The 21343-nt window shown below is 71.3% G+C and carries 19 protein-coding genes; 8 read left to right on the forward strand and 11 right to left on the reverse strand.

Annotated elements, in window-relative coordinates; all coding sequences use genetic code 11:
* Nucleotides 1-249, forward strand: coding sequence for a mycoredoxin (locus G6N14_RS11615; RefSeq protein WP_179960833.1), 249 nt, complete (start codon nucleotides 1-3; stop codon nucleotides 247-249).
* Nucleotides 250-261: 12 nt separating this feature from the next.
* Here the strand turns inward: G6N14_RS11615 and nudC are convergent, their stop codons facing one another.
* The 4 genes from nudC to G6N14_RS11635 all read right to left on the reverse strand — a co-directional run bounded on the left by nudC (nucleotide 262) and on the right by G6N14_RS11635 (nucleotide 8858).
* Entirely contained in the window at nucleotides 262-1185 is a 924-nt protein-coding gene (gene nudC, locus G6N14_RS11620) for an NAD(+) diphosphatase (protein WP_085133948.1), read from the reverse strand.
* Nucleotides 1186-1258: 73 nt separating this feature from the next.
* Nucleotides 1259-2335, reverse strand: coding sequence for a potassium channel family protein (locus G6N14_RS11625; protein ID WP_085133949.1), 1077 nt, complete (start codon nucleotides 2333-2335; stop codon nucleotides 1259-1261).
* Between the two features lie 56 nt (nucleotides 2336-2391).
* Nucleotides 2392-5721 carry an ATP-dependent helicase gene (locus G6N14_RS11630; RefSeq protein WP_085133989.1) on the reverse strand — a complete coding sequence of 1110 codons (3330 nt, stop codon included), beginning with the start codon at nucleotides 5719-5721 and terminating at the stop codon, nucleotides 2392-2394.
* On the reverse strand, nucleotides 5718-8858 hold the full coding sequence (locus tag G6N14_RS11635; RefSeq protein ID WP_085133950.1) for an ATP-dependent helicase: 3141 nt from the start codon (nucleotides 8856-8858) through the stop codon (nucleotides 5718-5720). Before G6N14_RS11635 ends, G6N14_RS11630 begins: the two co-directional genes overlap by 4 nt.
* 57 nt (nucleotides 8859-8915) lie before the next feature.
* Between G6N14_RS11635 and G6N14_RS11640 the strand changes: the two genes are divergently transcribed.
* Entirely contained in the window at nucleotides 8916-9704 is a 789-nt protein-coding gene (locus tag G6N14_RS11640; RefSeq protein ID WP_234808778.1) for an alpha/beta fold hydrolase, read from the forward strand.
* An 11-nt stretch (nucleotides 9705-9715) separates the two neighbouring features.
* Nucleotides 9716-10009, forward strand: a complete 294-nt coding sequence (locus tag G6N14_RS11645) for an MGMT family protein (RefSeq protein ID WP_085133952.1) — start codon at nucleotides 9716-9718, stop codon at nucleotides 10007-10009.
* Between the two features lie 87 nt (nucleotides 10010-10096).
* Here the strand turns inward: G6N14_RS11645 and G6N14_RS11650 are convergent, their stop codons facing one another.
* From G6N14_RS11650 to G6N14_RS11660, 3 genes are all read right to left on the reverse strand, one after another.
* A complete protein-coding gene (locus G6N14_RS11650; protein WP_085133953.1) occupies nucleotides 10097-10951 on the reverse strand; it encodes a TIGR02569 family protein in 855 nt (284 codons plus the stop codon).
* Nucleotides 10952-11043: 92 nt separating this feature from the next.
* Nucleotides 11044-12222, reverse strand: coding sequence for an adenylyltransferase/sulfurtransferase MoeZ (moeZ, locus tag G6N14_RS11655; protein ID WP_109559652.1), 1179 nt, complete (start codon nucleotides 12220-12222; stop codon nucleotides 11044-11046).
* Nucleotides 12223-12317: 95 nt separating this feature from the next.
* Nucleotides 12318-13349 carry a DUF3152 domain-containing protein gene (locus G6N14_RS11660; protein WP_109559653.1) on the reverse strand — a complete coding sequence of 344 codons (1032 nt, stop codon included), beginning with the start codon at nucleotides 13347-13349 and terminating at the stop codon, nucleotides 12318-12320.
* Nucleotides 13350-13553: 204 nt separating this feature from the next.
* On the opposite strand from G6N14_RS11660, the gene G6N14_RS11665 reads away from it, so the two are divergent.
* Entirely contained in the window at nucleotides 13554-14240 is a 687-nt protein-coding gene (locus G6N14_RS11665; RefSeq protein WP_085129327.1) for an HTH-type transcriptional activator FasR, read from the forward strand.
* Here the strand turns inward: G6N14_RS11665 and G6N14_RS11670 are convergent.
* Together G6N14_RS11670 and G6N14_RS11675 are read right to left on the reverse strand one after the other, a co-directional pair.
* The gene (locus tag G6N14_RS11670; RefSeq protein ID WP_085133955.1) at nucleotides 14230-14487 is read right to left on the reverse strand and encodes a DUF3107 domain-containing protein; all 258 of its coding nucleotides are present in this window, start codon (nucleotides 14485-14487) and stop codon (nucleotides 14230-14232) included. The genes G6N14_RS11665 and G6N14_RS11670 overlap by 11 nt on opposite strands.
* A 146-nt stretch (nucleotides 14488-14633) precedes the next feature.
* On the reverse strand, nucleotides 14634-15329 hold the full coding sequence (locus G6N14_RS11675) for a ferritin-like fold-containing protein (protein ID WP_085133991.1): 696 nt from the start codon (nucleotides 15327-15329) through the stop codon (nucleotides 14634-14636).
* Nucleotides 15330-15584: 255 nt separating this feature from the next.
* Here G6N14_RS11675 and G6N14_RS11680 point away from each other — a divergent pair, with 255 nt between their 5' ends.
* Both G6N14_RS11680 and G6N14_RS11685 read left to right on the forward strand, forming a co-directional pair.
* A complete protein-coding gene (locus tag G6N14_RS11680) occupies nucleotides 15585-17093 on the forward strand; it encodes a DEAD/DEAH box helicase (protein ID WP_085133956.1) in 1509 nt (502 codons plus the stop codon).
* Nucleotides 17094-17107: 14 nt separating this feature from the next.
* Nucleotides 17108-18343: an Rv3212 family protein gene (locus G6N14_RS11685; RefSeq protein WP_085133957.1), complete on the forward strand. Its 1236-nt coding sequence runs from the start codon at nucleotides 17108-17110 to the stop codon at nucleotides 18341-18343.
* On the opposite strand, the gene G6N14_RS11690 is transcribed toward G6N14_RS11685, so the two are convergent.
* Entirely contained in the window at nucleotides 18344-19135 is a 792-nt protein-coding gene (locus G6N14_RS11690) for a ParA family protein (protein WP_085133992.1), read from the reverse strand.
* A gap of 87 nt (nucleotides 19136-19222) precedes the next feature.
* Here G6N14_RS11690 and G6N14_RS11695 point away from each other — a divergent pair, with 87 nt between their 5' ends.
* Together G6N14_RS11695 and G6N14_RS11700 are read left to right on the forward strand one after the other, a co-directional pair.
* The gene (locus G6N14_RS11695) at nucleotides 19223-19825 is read left to right on the forward strand and encodes an acid phosphatase (RefSeq protein WP_085133958.1); all 603 of its coding nucleotides are present in this window, start codon (nucleotides 19223-19225) and stop codon (nucleotides 19823-19825) included.
* The gene (locus G6N14_RS11700) at nucleotides 19822-20937 is read left to right on the forward strand and encodes an isochorismate synthase (RefSeq protein WP_085133959.1); all 1116 of its coding nucleotides are present in this window, start codon (nucleotides 19822-19824) and stop codon (nucleotides 20935-20937) included. The genes G6N14_RS11695 and G6N14_RS11700 overlap by 4 nt, the downstream gene beginning before the upstream one ends.
* On the opposite strand, the gene G6N14_RS11705 is transcribed toward G6N14_RS11700, so the two are convergent.
* A complete protein-coding gene (locus G6N14_RS11705; protein ID WP_085133993.1) occupies nucleotides 20897-21289 on the reverse strand; it encodes a hypothetical protein in 393 nt (130 codons plus the stop codon). The two genes, G6N14_RS11700 and G6N14_RS11705, sit on opposite strands and share 41 nt — an antisense overlap.
* Nucleotides 21290-21343: the final 54 nt, after the last annotated feature.

Consider the following 21343-nt stretch of genomic DNA (forward strand, 5'->3'; position numbering starts at 1 on the left):
ATGAACCAGCTCGTCATGTACACCACCCGGTGGTGCGGCTATTGCCGGCAGCTCAAAGCGGCGCTGAAGAAGCTCGAGATCCCCTACGAGGAGATCGACATCGAGCTCGACCCCACCGCCGCGGAGTTCGTCGCCTCGGCCAACGGCGGCAACCGCACGGTGCCCACGCTGCGCTTCGCAGACGGCTCCACGCTGACCAACCCGACCGGACGTGAGGTCAAGGCGAAGCTGGAAAGCCTCGGCGCCTAGGACCGGGGCGGCTCAGCCCGATTCTGCCCAGGACTCGATGATCGTCCGGGCGATCGAGATCGAGCCGGGCAGAAGCAATTTCGCATTCGGATCGCCGCTGTTCCAGGCACCGGCCGACAGCGCTGCCCGCACCTCGTCGCGGGTGAACCACGCCGCCTCGGTGATCTCGCCGTCGCTGAAGACAAAGGCCTGGTCCGGGTCGGCGACGGCGTGGAACCCGACCATGAGCGAGCGGGGGAACGGCCACGGCTGGCTGCCCAGGTAGCTCACGTCGCGAACCGTCAGGCCGACCTCTTCGTGGACTTCACGGACCACGCAGGCCTCGAAGGATTCGCCCGCTTCGACGAACCCGGCCAGCAGGGAGAACATTCGCAGCGGCCAGTTGTGCTGCCGGGCCAGCACCACCCGGTCAGCCCCGTCGTGCACCAGACAGATCACCGCGGGATCGATTCTGGGGAACTCCTCGGCGCCGGTGATCGGATTGACCCGCGCCCATCCCCCGCGCGCCGGCTTCGTCGGTGTGCCGTCGACCGGCGAAAACATGGCGCTCTCATGCCAATTCAGCAACGCGATAGCCGACGACACCAGCTGGGCGCTGACGTCGTCGATGACGTCGCCGACCGAACGGATGTCCAGCACCGAGACGTCGGCCCCGGGCGGGGCCTGCAGCGCGGCACGCACGGCCCAAATGTGCCGGCCGTCGGCAATGCGGCCCAGGAATACCGCTTCCGGCGGTGGTGTGTCGCCCAGCTCTGCCGCCTGCTGCAGCACCACCCGGCCGTCGGCGACCAGAACCTGATTGCGGCGATCGACCCGCAGCAGCGCGGCCTGCTGCCACCCGGCGGTGGCCGCGTCGGTGTCGGTGCGCAACTGGTCCGCGCGGTCGGCCCCGATCCGCGAGAGTAGGGGTACCTGGCGCAGTTCGAAGGTGCCCATCACCGCTCCCCGTGCCGCGCCGTCACCGGCACGCGGGTGGTCCCGTCGGCCGGCTCGGCCGGGCTTGCGGCGGTCACTGGTTGCTCACCGTACGCACGTAGAGCAACCGGTCGCCGGCCTCGATCACATCAACCTCCGGGGTATCCAGGCGCAGCAGACGCCCGTCGCGGACCACGGCCAGCACGATCTCGTTGAGGTGCTTGGCCGACCCGCCGACCTCTTGCTGCTCCACCGGCCGTTCGGCGATGGCGTAGCCGGCGTCGGGGGTCAGCAGGTCTTCGATGATCTCGACCACGTTGGGCGTGGTGGTTGCGATGCCGAGCAGCCGTCCGGCGGTCTCGGAGGACACCACCACCGAGTTGGCCCCGGACTGTTCCAGCAGGTGCTGGTTCTCGGCCTCCCGGATCGCCGCGACGATGGTGGCCTGCGGCGCAATCTCCCGGGCCGTCAGGGTGACCAGTGCCGCGGTGGCGTCCGAACCGGTGGCCACCACGATCGCCGCCGCGCGCTGGGCGCTGGCCAGCCGCAACACATCCGACCTGGTCGCGTCGCCGTCGACGGTCACCAGCCCGGCGCTCTTGGCGCGGTCGAGCACCGCGCGGTCGCTGTCCACCACGACGATGTCGCTGGGGGTGGTCTCGTCGTCGCCGAGCATCGCGGCGATCGCGGTCTTACCCTTGGTGCCGTACCCGATGACGATGGTGTGGTCGCGCACTCTTCTCCTCCATCGCTGAATGCGGAATGCCTGCTGCGACGTCTCGGTGAACGCCTCCACGGTCGTTCCGACCAGCAGGATCAGGAAGGCGATCCGCAGCGGGGTGATGATCAAGACGTTGATCATGCGGGCGAACTCGGTGATGGGCGTGATGTCGCCGTACCCGGTCGTCGACAGGGTCACCGCCGAGTAATAGAGGCAGTCCAGAAAGGTCAACCGGTCGCCTTGGACGTCCTGGTAGCCGTCGCGGTCGACGTAGACGAGCAGCGTGGACGCCAGCAGCGCCGCCAGGGCAATGGCGGTGCGCCGGTAGACTATGCGGCCAGGACTGGATTGCCCCTGGGGGATGCGCAGGACGCCGACGAGGGCGTGGCTGGGCTGGGCGGTCAGCGTCTCATCGAGACGACGCAGCCGCCGCCAGCTAGCTCCCGCCACGGTGGGCGGTCATCGGTCGCACCTGACGCACGGACCCACTGTAGCCACCCGCGCCGTCAGTCGGTGAGCAGCGCGGCCAGCTCGGCCAGTTCGGGCAGATCGTCAGCCACGACGGTGGTCCCGGACCGCACGTAGTGGAAGGCAGCCCGCACCTGAGCTTCCGGGCAGCCGGTCAACGCGGCCCAGGCCAGCCGGTAGACGCCGAGCTGGACCGCGGCGTGCCGGCGCGCTGCCGGCCCGTCCGGGGCAGCACCGGTTTTCCAATCCACCACGGTGACACCGCCGTCCGGGTCGGCAAAGACCGCGTCGATCCGGCCGCGCACCACGCGGCTGCCGATGGCCATCTCGAAGGGCACCTCCACGGCGACCGGGCTGCGGGCAGCCCACGGCGAGTCCAGGAAGGCCGCCTGCAGGCTGGCCAGCTCCTGCGCATCGGCACGGGTGGTGTCGGCGTCGGCCGCACCGGGCAGGTCCTCCAATTCGAAGAGCCGCTCGGCCCCGAAGAGCCGCTGCACCCAGTCGTGGAACGCGGTGCCCAACAAGGCATGCGGGTCGGGTCTGGCGGGCAGTCGCCGGCTCAGGCGCTGCCCCGCCCCGGCCGGGTCGCGGCTCAACTCGACCAGGCCGCTCACCGAAAGCTGGCCGGGCAGGACGCCGGCGCGCCGCGTCGCCGCCGCCGACCGCTCCGCTAGCAGCGCCTCGATGTCGGCGGCCCAGGGGCTGTCCGGAGCCGAGTCGTCCTGAGGTTCGCCGTCGCGCAACGCCGCGGCGACCAATGCCGCACCGCGCTCGACGCCGCCCCGCCGGCCGGCCAATGGGTCCGCCGGCCAGATTCCCTCGGCATCGGTGGCGGACAACGGGTTCTGCTCGCCCGCGGCCGGTTCCTGCGCCCAGTGCTCGATAACCCCGCAGGGGGCACCGGCAGCAGCCGATTCATCGATCACCGCCTTGATCTCATCGAGGAAGGCCGACGGGCCACGTGGCTTCGCCTCGCCCATGCCCCAGTGGTGACCCGAGACCAGCAAGGCGTCCTCGGCCCGGGTGACGGCAACGTAGAGCAACCGGCGCTCTTCATCGACCCGTCGCTGGTCCAGGCGGCGCCGATGTTCGGAGATGGCGTCGGTCAGCTGCTTACGGTGGGTCACCGCGCCGGTGTCGAGAAGCGGGACGCCTTCGACGATCTCGGCGCCGGGCTGTGCCCGGTCGCCGCGCAGAAGCGGCGGCAGCTCGCCGGCGTCGGACAGCCAGCTGCGGCGCGAGGCGGTCGAGGGAAACACCCGTGACACCAGGTGCGGAACAGCGACCACCTGCCATTCCAGCCCCTTGGCCGCGTGCACGGTGAGGATCTGAACGCGGTCGGCGGCCACCGCCGGCGCAGCCGGGGCCAGCCCGTTCTCCACGACCGCTGCCGCGTCCAGGTAGGCGAGCAGCCCCGCCAGTGCACCGCCGCCTCCGGTGCCCGGCCCCCAGGACGGCAGCCCGCCCTGCCCGGCGGGGGCCGGCTTCGCCATCGCCTCGGCGTAACCGGCCACCACATCGGCGAAGGCGTCCAGCTGTTCGGTGCCGGATGCCCCCGCCGCCACCGGCTGCGCGGCGATCACCTCGCAGTCCAGGCCGAGCACCCGGCGTACCTCGGCCACCAAGTCGGGCAGCGGATGCCACAGATGGCTGCGCAGCACCGTCAGCTCCTCGGCGAGCGCGATGATGCGCCGGTATCCGGTGGCCGAATAACGCTGCGCCGGACCCGGATCGGCGAGGGCGTCGGCCAGACAGGGGGCGTCGATGTCGGGCCCGGCGCCGGCGGCGATCTCCGCGGCCGAGGCCGGTGCCGTGGCCGCGTCGGGGCGGGACAACTCGGCGGCACGCCGCCACAGGGCGGCGATATCGGCGGCGCCGAGTCGCCAGCGCGGTCCGCTCAGCACGCGCAGTGCCGCCGCACCAGCAGTCGGTTCCTGAATCAGCCGCAGCATCGCGACCAGGTCGGCCACCTCCGGTATCGACAGCAGGCCCGCCAGTCCCACCACTTCCACCGGGACGCCGCGGGCACGGATCGCCTCGGCCAGCGGCGCGGCATCGGCATTGCGGCGCACCAGCACCGCGGCGGTGGGCGGGGCCACGCCGTCGTCGGCGGCTTTGCGGTAGCGCTGCTGCAGGGCATCGGCGACCCACTGCACTTCAGCGGCCACATCGCCCAGCAGGGCGACCCGTACGTCGCCGGGCGGGGCCGCCGGGCGGGGTCGTAGCGACTGCACCGTCACCGAGCGCCGGCGGGCCTCCTGGGATATCTCGTTGGCCAGGTGCAGCACCTCGGGTGGGTTGCGCCAGCTGGTCCGCAGTTCCAGGGTGGGCGCCGGGCTGCCGTCGGAGAGCGGGAAGTCGGTGGCGAATCGGGGCAGGTTGGTGGCCGAGGCGCCCCGCCAGCCGTAGATCGACTGGATGGGGTCGCCCACGGCGGTCAGGGCCAGGTCGTCGTCGGCGCCGCCCCCGAACAGCGACGACAGTGCGATGCGCTGGGCGTGCCCGGTGTCCTGGTATTCGTCGAGCAGCACCACCCGGTAGGTGGCGCGCAGCCGGGCGCCGACCGTCTCGTTGGATTGCGCCAGGCGAGCGGCGGTGGACATCTGCGCGCCGAAGTCCATGGCTCGTTCGGCGCGCATGCGCTGGTTCAGTGCGTCGATCAACGGCACCAGCTCGGCCCGCTCGGTCTGGATGTCGAGCATCTTCAGCAGCGTCTGGTTGGGTTCGGCTCGCTGGCGCGGGCCGGGAGGCAGGGTGTGCACCAGCCGCTCGAGCTCCCCGTGGGTGTGGCGCAGGGCGTCGGTGTCCACCAGGTGTTCGGCCAGCTGGCCGGCCAGCCGCAACACCATGGCCGTGACCGCGGCGGGATCACTATCGGTGCGCAGTTCCCCCGGATAGCGGCTGACCACGTCGAAGGCCATCTGCCACAACCCCGTCTCGGTGAGCAGCCGGGTGTCGGGCTCGATGCCGAGCAGCAGTCCGTGTTCGCGCAGCAGTGCCCCGGCGAAGGCGTGGTAGGTGCTCACGAGGGGCGCCGCCGGCGCAGCGGCACCGTCTGCTTCCGTGCCGGGCTCGGTTGGCATCAGTCCCGCACCGGCCAGGCGCGCCAGCCGGGAGCGGACCCGGCGCAGCAGCTGTCCGGCGGCCTTGCGGGTGAAGGTCAGCCCCAGTACCTGGCCGGGCTCGGCGTAGCCGTTGGCGACCAGCCACACCACCCGGGCAGCCATCGTCTCGGTCTTGCCGGCGCCCGCGCCGGCGATCACCACCAGGGGGCCCGGCGGCGCGGCGATCACGGCGGCCTGTTCCTCGGTGGGCTGGTGCAGCCCGAGCGCGGCCGCCAGTTCGCCGGGCTCGTAGCGGGTTGTCATGCGCCGCACCCTCCGTCGTGGGCCGGGCAGATCGGCCGGACCGGGCAGTGCCGGCACCCGTCGTTGACCCGGGCGGTGAACGTCGGCCCGGCGGTGGCCGCAGCCGCCTGTGCGATGCGCTCGCGCCATTGGCCGCCGGTTTCGGGCGTCAGCGGGTCCTGCTCGCGCTCGGTGGCTCCCGCCGCCCCGGGTTTGGCCGGATAGACCAGCCGGGCTCCGCCGGGCTGCTCGTCTGGCCCGATCAGACCGGCTTCCACGGCCAGCTGATACACGGCGAGCTGCGCGTGTTGTTGTGCGTCGTCCTTGCCCGCCGGGGTCTTGGCGGTCTTGACGTCGATGACCACCAGCCGCCCGGCGGCGTCGCGCTCGACCCGGTCGATGCGGCCGCGCAACCGCACGCCGTCGCCGGCGTCGATCACGCCGTCGAAGGCCACCTCGGTTCCGACTTCGGTGAGTTCGCCCCGGGTCTGGGCTCGCCACTGCAGGAACGTCTCGATCATGGCGCGATGCCGGTCGTGTTCGTTTTCCGAGTACCACGGCGAGGCGAACGGGAGCTCCTGCCATGCCCGGTCCAGCTCGGCGAGCAGCTGCTGCGGACTGTCGGCGGATTGCGCGACCAGAGCGTGAATCATCGATCCGATCGTCGAACGCAGATCGCGGCCGTCGGTGCCGCCGTGGCGTTCGGCCATCCAGCGCAGCGGACAGTCCAGCAGGCTCTGCAGAGCCGAGGGAGACAGCGTGACCGGTCCGGCACCCGGTTGCCGTAGCGGTTCCGCGGTGCTCACCGGCGCCAGCCCATACCAGCTCTGCGGGTCCGCGCCGGGCACGCCTGCCCTGGCGAGTCTCACCAATTGCCTTGCCGCGTCAGCTCGTTCGGCACCGCTGACGATGCCTTCCGGCGCGCAGACCACGGCACGCAATCGGCCCACCAGTCCCGCGGCGGACAGCACCGGCGGCGCCAGTACCGGCGATACCGGCGACGCAGGACCCTCCGCGGTGGCGCAGGCCGCCAGTTCGGTGAAGAACTCCGACGGGATCTGTTCCTCGTCGCCGCCGTCGCCGTCGCCGTCGACGGCGGTTATCACCAGCCGGCGCCGCGCCCGGCCCAGGGCGGACACCAGCAGCCGCCGCTCCTCGGCAAGCAGCGGAGCCCGGGTCGAGACCTCTTCGCCGAACCCGTGCAGGGTGTCCAGGAGGCGTTGGGTGCCCAGCACGCCGCCACGCGGAACGGTGTTGGGCCACAGGCCTTCCTGCACACCGGCGATGACCACCAGATCCCATTCGCGGCCGAGCGCGGCGTGCGCGCTGAGCACGCCGACGGCCTCCATACCTGCCACGGGAGTTTCGGTCCGCGGTGCGGCCAGCTGCATGGCCGTGACGTACTCGACGAGCCCGGCCACGGTGGCGCCCGCGGTGCGCGCCACGTACTGCTCGGCGAGCTCGAACAGGGCGGTCACCGCCTCTAGATCGCGGTCGGCCTGTGCACCGGCCGGGCCGCCGCGCTCGACCGCCGCCAGCCAGCGTTGCTGCAGGCCCGACCGATTCCACGCCTGCCACAGCGTGTGGTGTGGGTCGCGGCCCTCGGCGTGGCTGCGGGCCGCGGCCTGCAGCACCGCACGAACCCGGCGCAGCGCGCGGCTCTGCGCGGCCGGCAGCTCGCCGGGCGGCCCGGCCAATACCGCCACCAGGCGGTCGTCGGGGTCGGCCGGCGCATCCGGGCGGGCCGTACTGCGGCGCAACGTGCGCTGCAGCTGGCGCAGTGAGATCGGGTCCACCCGCCCGATGGGCCCGCTGAGCAGACTCAGCGCGCGGGAACCGTCCACCCCGTCGGCGGTGCACTGCAGCACGGTGATCAGTGCCGCCACCGCCGGCTGCTGGGCCAGCAATGCACCGCTGGCAGGCACCGTGACCGGGATGCCCGCGGCTGCCAGGGTGCGCGGCAGCCGCATGGCCGCCCGCGGCACCGACCGCACGATCACCGCCATCTGCGACCAGGGCACGCCGTCGATCAGGTGGGCGCGCCGCAGTATGTCGGCGATCAGCGTCGCCTCGGCCTGGCCGGTGCCCGCGGTGTGCACACTCACCGCCCCGACATCGGGCCCCGTGCCCTGCAACCCGCGGCAGGCGCCGGCACCGGGCAGTCGCCCGGCGACGGCGCGCACCGCCCGGGCCACCGCCGGGGCGCATCGGTAGGAGGTCGTCAGCGTCACCACCGGGGCCTGAACCCCGCCAGGTTGTAGGTCGTCGGCCAACAAGACGGTGGGTTCGGCACCCCGGAATCCGAACACCGCCTGATCCGGGTCACCGGCGATCACCGTCCGCTGCACGCCGGCGGCGAGCACCCGCACCAGCCGGGCCGCCTGCGGGTCGAGTTGCTGCGCGTCGTCGACCAGCAGCAACCGGATCCGGCTGCGCTCCTCGACGAGCAGGTCCGGGTCCGCGGCGAGGGCCTCCAGCGCCGCCCCGACCAATTCCGCCGCTCCCAGCGCCGGCGTGGTCGCCTGGGGCGCCGCGGTACCGACCGCGGCCCGCAGCAGCATCACCTGCTCATACTGCTGGGCGAACCGGCCCGCGGCGCTCCACTCCGGGCGGCGGAACCGCCGGCCCAGTCGGGTCAGATCCGCCGGGTCCACGCCCCGTTCGGCGCAGCGCGCCATCAGGTCCCGTAGTTCGGTGGCGAAGCCGTCGGTGGCCAGGGCGGCATGCAACGACGGCGGCCAGGCCCCGGCGCCGTCGCCGGCGAGCAGTTCGCGGATCGCGCTGTCCTGTTCGGCCCCGGTGACCAACCGCGGTGGCGTGGCCTCTGCCCGCTTCGCGGCGCGTTGCAGCACCGCGAAGGCGTAGCCGTGCACGGTCCGCACCAGCGGTTCCCGGATGGCCCGGCCCGCCGCCGGCCCCCCGGCGGCCAGCAACGCCGCGGTCAGCGCCCCCCGGTCGCTGGCGGGAAGCCGGCCCGAGCCGGTCAGCAGCAGCACCGAATTCGGGTCGGCGCCCGCGGCGACGTGCGCGGTGGCCACCTCCACGAGCAGGCTGGTCTTGCCGGTGCCCGGACCACCCCGCACCTGCAAGACGCCACGCGCGCGCGGATTCAGCGCCGCGGCGACCTGCGCGGCATCGGATCCCCAGTGCTGTGGCATGCCGCTATGAGAGCACTGCCCTCTGACAAGTGCGTGCGCGGCTGGCACCATCGACGGGTGAATCCCGATCATCGACTCCATGTGCACCGCTACGGCCCAGCCGGCCCGGTGGGGCTGCTGGCGGTCCACGGCTTGACCGGTCACGGGGCGCGCTGGCGACATGTGGCCGAGTATCTTCCCGACGTCGCCATCGCCGCGCCGGACCTGATCGGCCATGGGCATTCGTCGTGGGCGGCCCCGTGGACCATCGACGCCAACGTCGCCGCGCTGGCGGCGCTGCTGGAGCGCGCCGCGGCCGGCCCGGTTCCGGTGGTGGCGCATTCCTTCGGCGGCGCGATAGCGCTGCAGCTGGCCGCGGCACGGCCCGACCTGGTCGACACGCTGGCCCTGCTGGACCCGGCGGTCGGCCTCGACGGTGAGTGGATGGCGACGATCGCGGCCGCGATGCTGGCCTCGCCCGACTACCCCGATCCCGCCGAGGCGCGCGCCGAGAAGGAGCACGGCGCGTGGGCCGATGTGGATCCCGCTCGCCTCGACGACGAACTCGAGGCGCACCTGATCACGCTGCCGGGCGGCCGGGTCGGCTGGCGGATCAGCGTTCCCGCGGTGATGGCCTACTGGAGCGAGCTGGCCCGCCCCGTCGTGGTTCCCCCGGCTACGCCGACCACGCTGGTGCGGGCCACCCGCACCTCGCCGCCGTACGTCCAACAGCCCTTGATCGATGCGTTGCGGGAGCGGCCGGGCGCGAAGTTCGCGCTGGTGGACTTCGACTGCAATCACATGGTGGACCAGGCCCGCCCTGCCGAGGCCGCCGCCGTGATCCGCGCCCAGCTGGCGCGCCGCTAGGAGGCCGGGCCGTGGCGGTCACCGACGACCAGGTCGAGCTGGTACGGGCGCTGATCGCCGGCGTGCCGGCCGGCCGCGTCACCACCTACGGCGACGTTGCCTGCGCGGCGGGGCTTTCCAGTCCCCGCATCGTGGGCTGGATTCTGCGGACCGACGGCGCCGACCTGCCCTGGCACCGGGTGGTTCCGGCGTCGGGCCGGCCGTCGGCGCCCCGGAGCGCCGAACAGCTGGAGCGTCTTCGCTCCGAAGGAGTGCCGGCGGTGGACGGCAAAGTCGATCTGTGTGCGCTGCGACATCGGTTCTGACGGCGCCACTTTCACCGAGCGTGTATTCAGCGCGTAAAACTGGCCGAAATTCCGGCCTGAGTACACGTTCGGCGGGAAACGAGAACGCTAGAGCGCCAGCCGCACCAACGCCGCGGTGCGCGCCAATCCGGGGAATGCCTCCTCGGTCGAGCGCGGATGCAGCGCATGGACGGCAAGGCGGAACATCAACGCGCGCAGCAGCATCTGCGGCCACTCGGGCAGTGTCTCCCAGCGCTCGATCAGCCCGTCGTCGGCATCGCCCCACGACAGGGCATCGACCACCACGACCCCGGCCGCCCACGACGCCGGGCGCCAGTAAGGGGTGACGTCGGTGACGCCGGGAGCCGCCGCACCGGAGAACAGCACCGTTCCGTACAGGTCCCCGTGGACCAGCTGGCTGGGACTCTTGGTGGGTTTACGCAAGGTGGCCAGCTGGTTGATCAGGTCGATCGACCGCTGACCGTCCACCGAACCCGGGGCCAGCCGGGCACCGGCCTGCAGCGAGGCGAACGGCCGCTCCTCCCAGGCCGCCCGGTCCGCCGCGATGAACACGTCGACGTCGGCCCACGGCGCCACCGGCGCCTGGGTCAAAAAGCGCGGCCGCTCCAGCGTCGAGGTGGCCTCGTGCAGCCGAACCGCCGCCGACACCACCTCGTCGTGGCGGGGCTCGGGGCTGCCGGCGACATAGGTGTCGGCCCGCCACCCCGACACCACATAGCGCCCATCGGTGGAACGCACCGGGCGGGCCAGCCGGATACCGTCGGCGAACAGGGTCTCGCGCACCTTCGCCGACCACGCGGCCCGGGCATGGTCGGCGACCATCGACAGCACCACTTCACCGCACTTCCAGCCGTTCTCCCAGCCGGCCCCCAGCGGTGCGGGGTCGATGTTGCGAATCCCGAACGTCGCCAGCACATGTTCGGGCGGCGGCTCAACGGTCACGCGATCAGACTAACCGCGGTGATCGCGAGCGCGGCGGAGCCGGGCGCGGCGGGTCACCGCGACCTCAGGCCGCAGCTGCCCCCGCTGTGGCGCTAGTACATCACCATGTCGGGCTGCATCTGGCTGGCCCACGCCACAATTCCACCGCCCAGGTGCACCGCGTTGGCGAATCCGGCCTCCTTCAGCACGGCCAGAACCTCCGCTGAGCGGACACCGGTCTTGCAGTAGAGCACCGACATTCGGTCCTGCGGGAACTGCGCCAGCCCCTCGCCGCTGTTGATCGTCGATTGCGGGACCAACTGCGCCCCCTCGATGCGGTTGATCGCCCACTCTCCCGGTTCCCGCACGTCGATCAGCGCCAACGGCTGCCCGGAGTCCAGCAGCTGCCGCAGCTCGACCGGGGTGATCGTGGAACCGGCGATCGCTGCGGCAGCCTCGTCGGAGACCGCGCCGCAGAACACGTCGTAGTCGACCAGCTCGGTGATCGCCGGCGTGGAAGGGTCCTTGCGGACCGCGATGGTGCGGTAACTCATCTCCAGGGCGTCATAGATCATCAGCCGGCCCAGCAGCGGCTCCCCGATACCGGTGAGCAGCTTGATCGCTTCGGTGCTCATCACCGAGCCGATCGAGGCGCACAGCACGCCGAGCACACCACCCTCGGCGCATGAGGGCACCATTCCCGGCGGGGGCGGCTCGGGGTACAGGTCGCGGTAGTTGAGTCCCCGGCCGCCGGGGGCGTCCTCCCAGAACACCGACACCTGGCCTTCGAACCGAAATATCGATCCCCACACGTACGGCTTACGAGCCAGGACCGCTGCGTCGTTGACCAGGTAGCGGGTGGCGAAGTTGTCGGTGCCGTCCAGGATCAGGTCGTACTGGGAGAACAGGTCGACGGCGTTGGACGCCTCCAGTCGCACCTGATGCAGCCGCACCTGCACCAGCGGGTTGATCTCGGCGATGGAGTCCCGGGCGCTTTCAGCTTTGGCCCGGCCGACGTCGGAGACGCCGTGGATGACCTGGCGCTGCAGGTTGGACTCCTCGACGACGTCGAAGTCGACGATCCCGAGCGTTCCCACCCCTGCCGCGGCCAGATACAGCAGCGTGGGCGCCCCCAGCCCGCCGGCACCGATCACCAGCACTCGGGCGTTCTTGAGTCGCTTCTGCCCCATCACGCCGACATCGGGAATGATCAGGTGCCGGCTGTAGCGCGCCACCTCATCTCGGGTCAGCTCACCGGCCGGCTCCACCAGCGGCGGCAGTGATATCGGCACCGGGCAGTCTCCTCAACGTCGCGTCCGCCAATCACAGCAGCTGATGGGGGCAACGACAAACCGGGCGCGAAGCTTCCCCAGACGGGGGTCGTCGCTCAGGCGATCGGGGCCGGCCAGGGGTTGAACCGGCAGGTCTTGCCGTCCGGTTTGACCCAATCGGGGTCGAACTTCGCCGCGTCGTCGTTGGATGTTCCGAAGGTCTGCTGCATCATCACCGGCGCCAGCCCGTCCTGCCTCTCGCAGGGTTCATGGTGCTGGTAGCCGAGTGCGTGACCGACCTCGTGATTGATCAGATACTGCCGATAGGACCCGATGTCGCCCTGGAAGGGCACGGCTCCGCGAACCCACCGCGCCTCGTTGATGAACACCCGAGGCTCCGACCTCGCCCCGTAGGACGGGTTGTAGCAGGACGCCTCGAGCGGAATCTCGTACCCGCAGCCTTCCCGGACCGTTATCGGCGAGGTCAGCGAAATACGGAAGTCGGGGGGCATGGGGCTGCTGCCGTCGATCCGCACGAAGCCGATCTGCGGCGCGTGTGTCCATCCCTTGGGGTTGCGCAGCGTCTGGTCGACCATCCGGGCGAACGCCTCGTCTCCGCCGAACGCGGTGGTGTCGATGCCGTTCTCCACCTCGATGGTGTAGGCGAAGACCTTCTCGGTGCCCTGGCCGAACGGCGGCTCCGTACCGGGTATGACGCGCCACGTCATGTCACCGGCTTCGGTGAAGGGGCCGCCGTTGGGCAGCACCCCGGTCGGGAGGTTGACGTCGAACTGCGTCAGTCCCCGCGGCGGCGCACCGATGATCGAGGTGCCGGCCGACCCGATGGTCGGGGGGCCCTGGACCTGGTCGTCGGCGGCGTGGGTGCGCACGCCCGTACCGGTGACGGTCTGGTACACCACCACGATGGTCAGGGCCATGAGCACCGGCAGCGCGTAGGCGCGCCAGCCGTAGGTGGACACGAATCTGCCCAGCCAGGTCTGTTTGCGCCACTGACGGTGCACGTCTCGGTCGGACCGCACCCGCCCGGCGCCGGCCGCGAGCGGGTCGCGCTGGGCGCGTAGCGGCTCGCGGAAGCGGTCTCGTAGCACCGGGGCTCGACCACCGCTCCGCCCCGGGTCGTAGGTCACCGTCCCAGAATGGCACAGGGTGCGCGAGCTGGGACTCTTCGGCACGCCAGGAGGGGGCCCCACCAGGCGTCCGAAACGGCCTTCAACAGCCCTTTAGCGGATGTCGCTGGTGGATGCGACGGGCCCAGCGCGTAGTCTCGCTGTCACGCACCGGCCGTCGCGGGCCCCGACCCCGGCGTCCGGCCGAACCAGATTGAGGAGTCGATGAGCAAACCGATCGACACGGCTGAGCGAGACGGCTCCGGTCCGGCCGACCGCCGCGGGGGCGGCGCCAAGGCGCCAGCTGCCAACGCCCGCCGGGGCAGCCGCCTGCCCCGCGACGAACGCCGCGGTCAGCTGCTGATCGCCGCCAGTGACGTTTTCGTCGACCGCGGCTACCACGCGGCCGGCATGGATGAGATCGCCGAGCGGGCCGGCGTGAGCAAGCCCATCCTCTATCAGCACTTCGCGTCGAAACTTGAGCTGTACCTGGCGGTGCTGGCCCGTCACGTGGACAACCTGGTCTCCGGTGTGCGTCAGGCCCTGCGGACCACGACCGACAACCGGCAGCGGCTGCGGTCGGCGGTGCAGGCCTTCTTCGACTTCATCGAGCATGACAGCCAGGGCTACCGGTTGATCTTCGAAAACGACAACGTCGCCGAGCCGCAGGTCGCGGTCCAGGTGCGGGTGGCCACCGAGTCCTGCATCGATGCGATCTTCGACCTGGTCAGCCGCGACTCCGGCCTGGACCCGCACCGTGCCCGGATGGTCGCGGTGGGGCTGGTCGCGATCAGCGTGGACTGCGCCCGGTACTGGCTGGACAGTGACCGCCCGATCTCCAAGGAAGACGCCGTCGACGGGACGGTGGCCTTCGCCTGGGGCGGCCTGTCACACGTGCCGCTTACCCGCTGACGGCGTCGCCGGCACCGATCCCGAAACCGACCCGTCGACTGTCGGCGACACCGATCTCGACATAGGCGATCTTGGCGGCCTGCACCAGAAAGCGGCGGCCCTTTTCGTCGGTCAGAGACAGCAGTCCGGCGCTCTCGGCACCGGGGGCCAACGCGTCAGCGACCAGTTTCTCGACTTCATCGGGCGTCTGCGCGCTGGAGATGACCAGTTCGCGCGCGCTGTCGGTAATCCCGATCTTGACCTCCACGCCGGCCCCTTTCGTTCGCGTTGGGCGTTGCTAAGCAGGCTAGTGGACGCCCGTCGGGTTGGTGCGCACCGGCTGTTCGCCCTCGGAGATACCGGGCCGGAACGCCCGCCCGGTGGGGGCCGGCGCAGCGCGACCGGCGCCGCGGGTCATGCCAGGCCCAGCTCGCGCATGCGCGCGTCGTGGGTCTGTTGCAGACGGTCGAAGAACCCGGCCAGCTGGGCCAGCCCGGCCGCGCCGTACACCACCAGATCGGCCAGTTCGTCACGGTCGGCCAACACGTACTGCGCCTGGGTGATCGCCTCGCCGAGCAGCCGGCGCGACCACAGGGCCAGCCGGCTGCGCTGTTTGGCGCTGGCCGTGACTGCGCGACGCACCTCCTCGAGGACGAACTGCGAATGCTTGGTCTCGGCGAGCACCGCCCGCACCACGTCGGCCACCTCGTCGGGGAGCCCGTCGGCGATCTGCAGATAGAAATCGGCGGCCAGCGCATCGCCGATGTAGGTCTTGACCAGTGCCTCCAGCCAGGTGCTGGGCATCGTCAGCCGGTGGTAATTGTCAAGGGCGCTGGCGTATTTCGACATCGCCGCCACCACGTCGACGTTCCGGCGTTCGAGGGCTTCGCGCAGCAGCTCGAAGTGGCCCATCTCCGCGGCGGCCATCGCCGCCATCGAGATCCGGCCACGCAGATCGGGTGCCATCCGGGCTTCCTCGGTGAGCCGGTAGAACGCGGCCACCTCGCCATAGGCCAGGGCCGCGAAAAGCTCGTTGATACCCGGATGATCGGCGGAGAGCCGCGGCGGGCCGGTCTGCGCTTCGGCGTCGGCGGAGGGAACCGAATTCATCACCTCACTGTAGGCGTTCCGCGGCGGTGGACCGATGCCCGGCCCGACCAGGTAGTATGACCGTTGGACAGTGCTCATTCGGCACTGCCGCGCAATGTGCGTACATGCGGTTGGCCCGCCTACTCGGCGAGTGCAGGGCCCCCCGGCGGTGCCTCCGAAAATGGGCAAAGTATCGACCGTCTCAGTGTGTGCGCCCCGACCCACACCGCGATCGACTGACATACCGCGCCGACTTCGAAAGGCACCTGCCCGCGCATGACCCCGCTGATTTCCACCACCGTCCCCACCACCCCTCCGAGCTTCGCCGAACTGGGCGTTCGCGAAGAGATCGTTCGCGCACTGGCCGAACAAGGTATCGAGCACGCCTTCGCGATCCAGGAGCTGACACTGCCGCTGGCCCTGGCCGGCGACGACCTGATCGGCCAGGCCCGTACCGGCATGGGCAAGACCTACGGCTTCGGCGTCCCGCTGCTGCAGCGGGTTACCACCAGCCCAGACCGGCCGCTGACGGGGGCGCCCCGCGCCCTGGTCGTGGTGCCGACCCGTGAGCTGTGCATCCAGGTCTCCGGTGACCTCGCCGACGCGGCCAAGTACCTGACTGCCGGCGACCGTCCGCTGTCGGTGCAGGCCATCTACGGCGGTCGGCCCTACGAGCCGCAGATCGAGGCGCTGCAGGCCGGCGCCGACGTGGTCGTGGGCACGCCGGGCCGGCTGCTGGACCTGGCGCAGCAGGGACACCTGCAGCTGGGCGGCCTGTCGGTACTGGTGCTCGATGAGGCCGACGAGATGCTGGACCTGGGCTTCCTGCCCGACATCGAGCGCATCCTGTCCCGCATCCCCGACGATCGGCAGTCGATGCTGTTCTCGGCAACGATGCCCGGACCGATCATCACGCTGGCTCGCAGCTTCATGAACCAGCCCACCCACATCCGCGCCGAGGCGCCGCACTCATCGGCCGTGCACGACGCCACCGAACAGTTCGTCTACCGGGCGCATGCACTGGACAAGGCGGAACTGGTCGCTCGGATTCTGCAGGCGCGGGGCCGCGGCGCGACGATGATCTTCACCCGGACCAAAAGGACTGCCCAGAAGGTCGCCGACGACCTCGGCGAGCGCGGTTTCAAGGTGGGCGCGGTGCACGGCGACCTGGGCCAGGTGGCCCGGGAGAAGTCGCTGGCAGCGTTCCGATCCGGCGACATCGACGTCCTGGTGGCCACCGATGTCGCAGCTCGTGGCATCGACATCGACGACGTCACGCACGTGATCAACTACCAGTGCCCCGACGACGAGAAGACCTACGTGCACCGCATCGGTCGCACCGGGCGGGCCGGGCGTACCGGCGTCGCCGTCACGCTGGTGGACTGGGACGAGCTGGCCCGGTGGACGATGATCGACAAGGCGCTCGACCTGAGTTGCCCGGACCCCGCCGAGACCTACTCCAGCTCCCCGCACCTCTACACCGAGCTGGACATTCCGGCCGAAACCGGCGGTTCCGTCGGCAAGACCCGCCGGTCACCGGCCAAGCGGGACGCGGACGAAACCCGCGAATCGTCGGCCGAGCGCCAGCGTGCGCCGCGCAACACCAGCCGGTCTCGGCGGCGCACCCGGGGCGGTCAGGACGCTGCCGACGGCTCTCCCAAGGCCGCTGAATCCGGTGACACCGGCGCCGGCACCGACGCCACCACCGGCCCCGGTGCGCCGCGCCGTCGCCGGCGCCGTCGCCCGAACAAGACTGCTGCTGCCGCTGCCGCGAACGGCAGCTGAGCCGGGCGGCGCACATGGTACGACCCGAGCGCCGCACCTCCGGTGATCTGGTCGCGGCGGCGCTGATCGTGGTCGTGGTCGCCGCTGTCGGGGTTGCCATCTGGTGGAACAGCGACGCCCGCGCCACCGTCAGCCGACCTGCTCCGGACACCGCAACCATTCCCCCGTCGGCGGCGATGGTGCCAGCGGCGTTGTCGCAGCTGTGGACGGCTCCCAGCCCGGCAACCTGGGCACCGGTGCTGGTCTCGGGCACCGTCATTACCGGCGACGGTCCCCGGATGAGCGGGCGGGATCCCGCGACCGGGGAGGAACGCTGGAGCTTTGCCCGCGACGTCGATTTGTGTGCGGTGTCCTGGATCTACCGCAACGCCGTCGCGGTGTACCCGGACTCCCGCGGCTGCGGCCAAGTCAGCGCGGTGGTCGCGGCCACGGGACTGCGCGGACCGGCGCGGACCAGTTACGCCGACCGCAGCGTGCGGGTCACCTCCGAGGGCAGCGCGGTGCTCTCGGCCGGCGCCACCCGCCTGGAACTGTGGCGATCGGACCTGGTGCGGGTGTTGTCCTACGGCGAGATCGACGCACGGGTGAAACCGTCGGCGCGCGGCGTCGGGCAGGGCTGCACCCTGATTTCGGCGGCGGCGGCGTCATCAACGGTCTCGGTGCTGGAGTCCTGCGCGGGCAGCGAGGACCTGCAGCTGACCCTGCTGCGTGCGGGGAAGGACGAAGACGAGCCCGAGACCCAGCACATCCCCCAGCCCGGCGTGACGGCCGACTCCGGGGCGCGGGTGCTCGCGGTGACCGACTCGGACTCCGGGACCAACACCGCCGTCTATCTGCCCACCCCCGCCCCCCGGGTCGTAGTGGTGGACCAGACCGGCAGCACGATCGCCAAGACCCTGCTCCCGGCCAAGCCCACCGCCGCCAGCGCGGCGCTGCCGGTATCTCGGCCCACCGGGTTGATCTGCTGGTGGACCGGCGACTCGGTGATGGTGTTCGACTCCGGAACCCTGACCTACCGCTACACCGTCCCGGCCTCGGGTGCCGCGGTCCCGCTGGGGCCGGCGGCCATGATGGGCGAGCGCCTGCTCATCCCGGTGACCGGCGGAGTCGGCGTGGCCGACCAGCGCACCGGCGCCGTCGACCGGATCATCCCGGTCAGCCGCCCGCCCGGGGTGACGTCGGTGTTCCCGGCGGTATCGGGCCCGACGGTACTGGAGCAGCGCGGCGACACGGTGGCCGCGCTGGGGTGATCAGACCTCGGGGGTGAAGGTCGGCAGCGGCTTGCCGTTCTTCCAATGCTTGAGCAACGCCTCCGCCAGCTGCCGATAGGCCACCGCGCCCTTGTTCTTGCGCCCGGCGATCACCGAAGCGCCCGACGCGCTGGCCTCGGCGAAACGCACCGTTCGCGGGATCGGCGGCGCCAGCACCGGCAAGCCGTACCGGTCGGCGATGTCGAGCAACACGTCGCGGCTGTGGGTGGTGCGCGAGTCGTAGAGCGTCGGCAACGCCCCGAGCAGCTGCAGCTTCGGGTTGGTGATCTGCTGGACGTCGGCCACGGTGCGCAGGAATTGGCCGACACCTCGATGCGCCAGGGTCTCGCATTGCAGCGGCACGATCACCTCGCCGGCCGCGGTCAGCCCGTTGAGCGTCAGCACCCCCAGCGAGGGCGGGCAGTCGATGACGACCACGTCGAACTCGTCTTCCAGCTTGGCCAGCGCCCGTTGCAGGGCGTACTCGCGGCCGGCCCGCATCAACAGCATCGCCTCAGCGCCGGCCAGGTCGATGTTGGCCGGCAACAGTGTCATACCTTCCTCGGTCGGCACCAGGGCCGTGCTGGGCTCCACCTCACCGAGCAGCACCTCGTGCACCGACACCGGCAGCTTGTCGGGGTCGTGCCCCAGCGAGAAGGTCAGGCAGCCCTGTGGATCGAGGTCGACCAGCAGCACCCGCTTCCCCAGTTCGGCCATCGCCGCACCGATCGAGGCCACCGTCGTGGTCTTGGCCACGCCGCCTTTCTGATTGGCCACCGCCAAGATCCGCATCCCCGTCACACCGACATAGTGGCACGGGTCGGCGCCCCAGAGCACCAAACGGGTGTTGATGTCCTTCGTGGGGCAGAATCGACGGGCGTGGGGATCGAGGAGCACCGACTTCTGCTACTGCGCCACGGTGAAACCGAGTGGTCCCGAAGCGGTCGGCACACCGGGCGTACCGATCTCGAGTTGACCGGGGTGGGCCGGCGACAAGCCGTGGCCGTCGGTGCGCTCGTGGCGGAGCTCGCCCTGTCCAACCCCCTGGTCGTCTGCAGCCCCCGCCGGCGTAGCCAGGTGACCGCCGAGCTGGCAGGACTGCACGTCGACGCTATCTCCGACGACCTCGCCGAGTGGGACTACGGCCGCTACGAAGGGCTGACCACCGCGCAGATCCGCCAGACCGAGTCCGACTGGCTGATCTGGACGCACGGCAGTGCCGGCGGTGAGACGGTGACGCAGGTCAGCGACCGCGCCGACCGAATGGTCGCGGTGGCGCTGCGGGAGCTGGCCACGCGTGACGTGGTGTTCGTCGGGCACGGACATTTCTCCCGGGCGGTGATCACCCGTTGGCTCGAGCTGCCGTTGGCCGATGGCGCGAGGTTTGCGATGAGCGCGGCGTCGCTAGCCGTCTGTGGGTTCGAGCACGGCGTGCGCCAACTGGTGGCACTGGGGCTGAGCGCGCCGGAAGCGCGCGCGTGAGCACCCCGGCATTCGTGCTGTCCGGACCGTCGGGGACCGTGTCGGCTGACGCGGTGGCAACCGGATTCGCAGACGTCGCCGCGGCCCAGGCGGCGTTGCGGTCGGGCGTGGCACCCATAGTGGTGGGCGCCTTGCCTTTTCGCTCGGATGCTGCTGCGGCGTTGTTCGTCCCGGATGGACTGCGATGCGCCGATGCCCGGGCGCCGGGGCCCGGCGCCGCGCTGCCGGCGATCCGCATCGCCGCGCAGCTTCCGCAACCCGAGGTGCACCGCGACCGCATTCGCCGGGCCCTGGATGAACTGCGAGCACCGGGCAATCCGCTGCACAAGGTGGTGCTGGCCCGCGGTCTGCGTCTGGCCGCCGACGCCCCGGTGGATGCCGGCACCGTGCTGCGGCGGCTGATGGCCGCCGATCCCAGCGGCTATGGCTACCTGGTGGACCTGAGCGCGGCCGGCGGCGACTACGCCGGCACCGTCCTGGTGGGCGCCAGTCCCGAGTTGTTGGTGGCCCGCGAGGGCGCCCGCATCACCTGCCGGCCTTTCGCGGGTTCGGCACCACGCTCCCCCGACCCCGCCGTGGACGCCGCGAACGCGGCTGCGCTGGCCGATTCCGGCAAGAACCGCCACGAGCATCAGTTGGTGGTCGACCAGCTGCGTACCGCCCTCGGGCCACTGTGCACCGACCTCGAGGTGGCTCCGGTGCCGCAGCTGAGCAGTACTGCCGCGGTGTGGCACCTCAACACCCCGATCACCGGCCGGCTGCGCGACCCGGGCACCACCGCGCTGGACCTGGCGCTGGCCCTGCATCCGACGGCGGCGGTCGGCGGGGTGCCGACCGCCGCGGCGGTCGAGCTGATCACCGAGGTGGAGGGCGACCGGGGCTTTTATGCCGGCGCCGTCGGCTGGTGCAACGCCGCGGGCGACGGCCGGTGGGTGGTGTCGATCCGCTGCGCGCAGCTCTCCGCCGACCGGCGATTCGCGCTGGCCCATGCCGGCGGCGGGATCGTCGCCGAATCGGACCCGGACGAGGAACTGGCCGAAACCGCGACGAAGTTCGGCACGATCCTGTCGGCTATGGGTGTCGTTCCGCCCAGCGCAGCGCCGCGGGACTGAACAGCGCCGCCAGCACCGTCAGTGCCGCCACCGCCACCGCCACGCCGTAGCCCCAGCGGTGCGAGCCGACCCCGAGGTACCAGGCGACCGGCAGCAGGAGCAGGTTGGCGAAGACCGCGACGCCGCGCCCGGCCCGGCGGCCCCGCAACAGCGCCCAGCCGGCCGCCGACACCGCGGCACCGATCAGGGCGAACCACGCCGCCGTGCCATAACCGTTGGCCGCGTGCTGATCCGCTCCGGCCAGCGCCCGCAGCACCAGCGTCGCCGCGACGATCCATGCGGCCGCGCCCTGTGCCGCAACGATCAGGCCCGCTGCGAACACGGCGCGTGGTTGTTCAACGGCGGGTTTCACGCCGCCAGCGTAACCACCCCGGCCCCTGGTGCCGATGCCCATACACTGGTACCC

Origin of the sequence: Mycolicibacter hiberniae (assembly GCF_010729485.1) — a bacterium.
Lineage (GTDB): Bacteria > Actinomycetota > Actinomycetes > Mycobacteriales > Mycobacteriaceae > Mycobacterium > Mycobacterium hiberniae.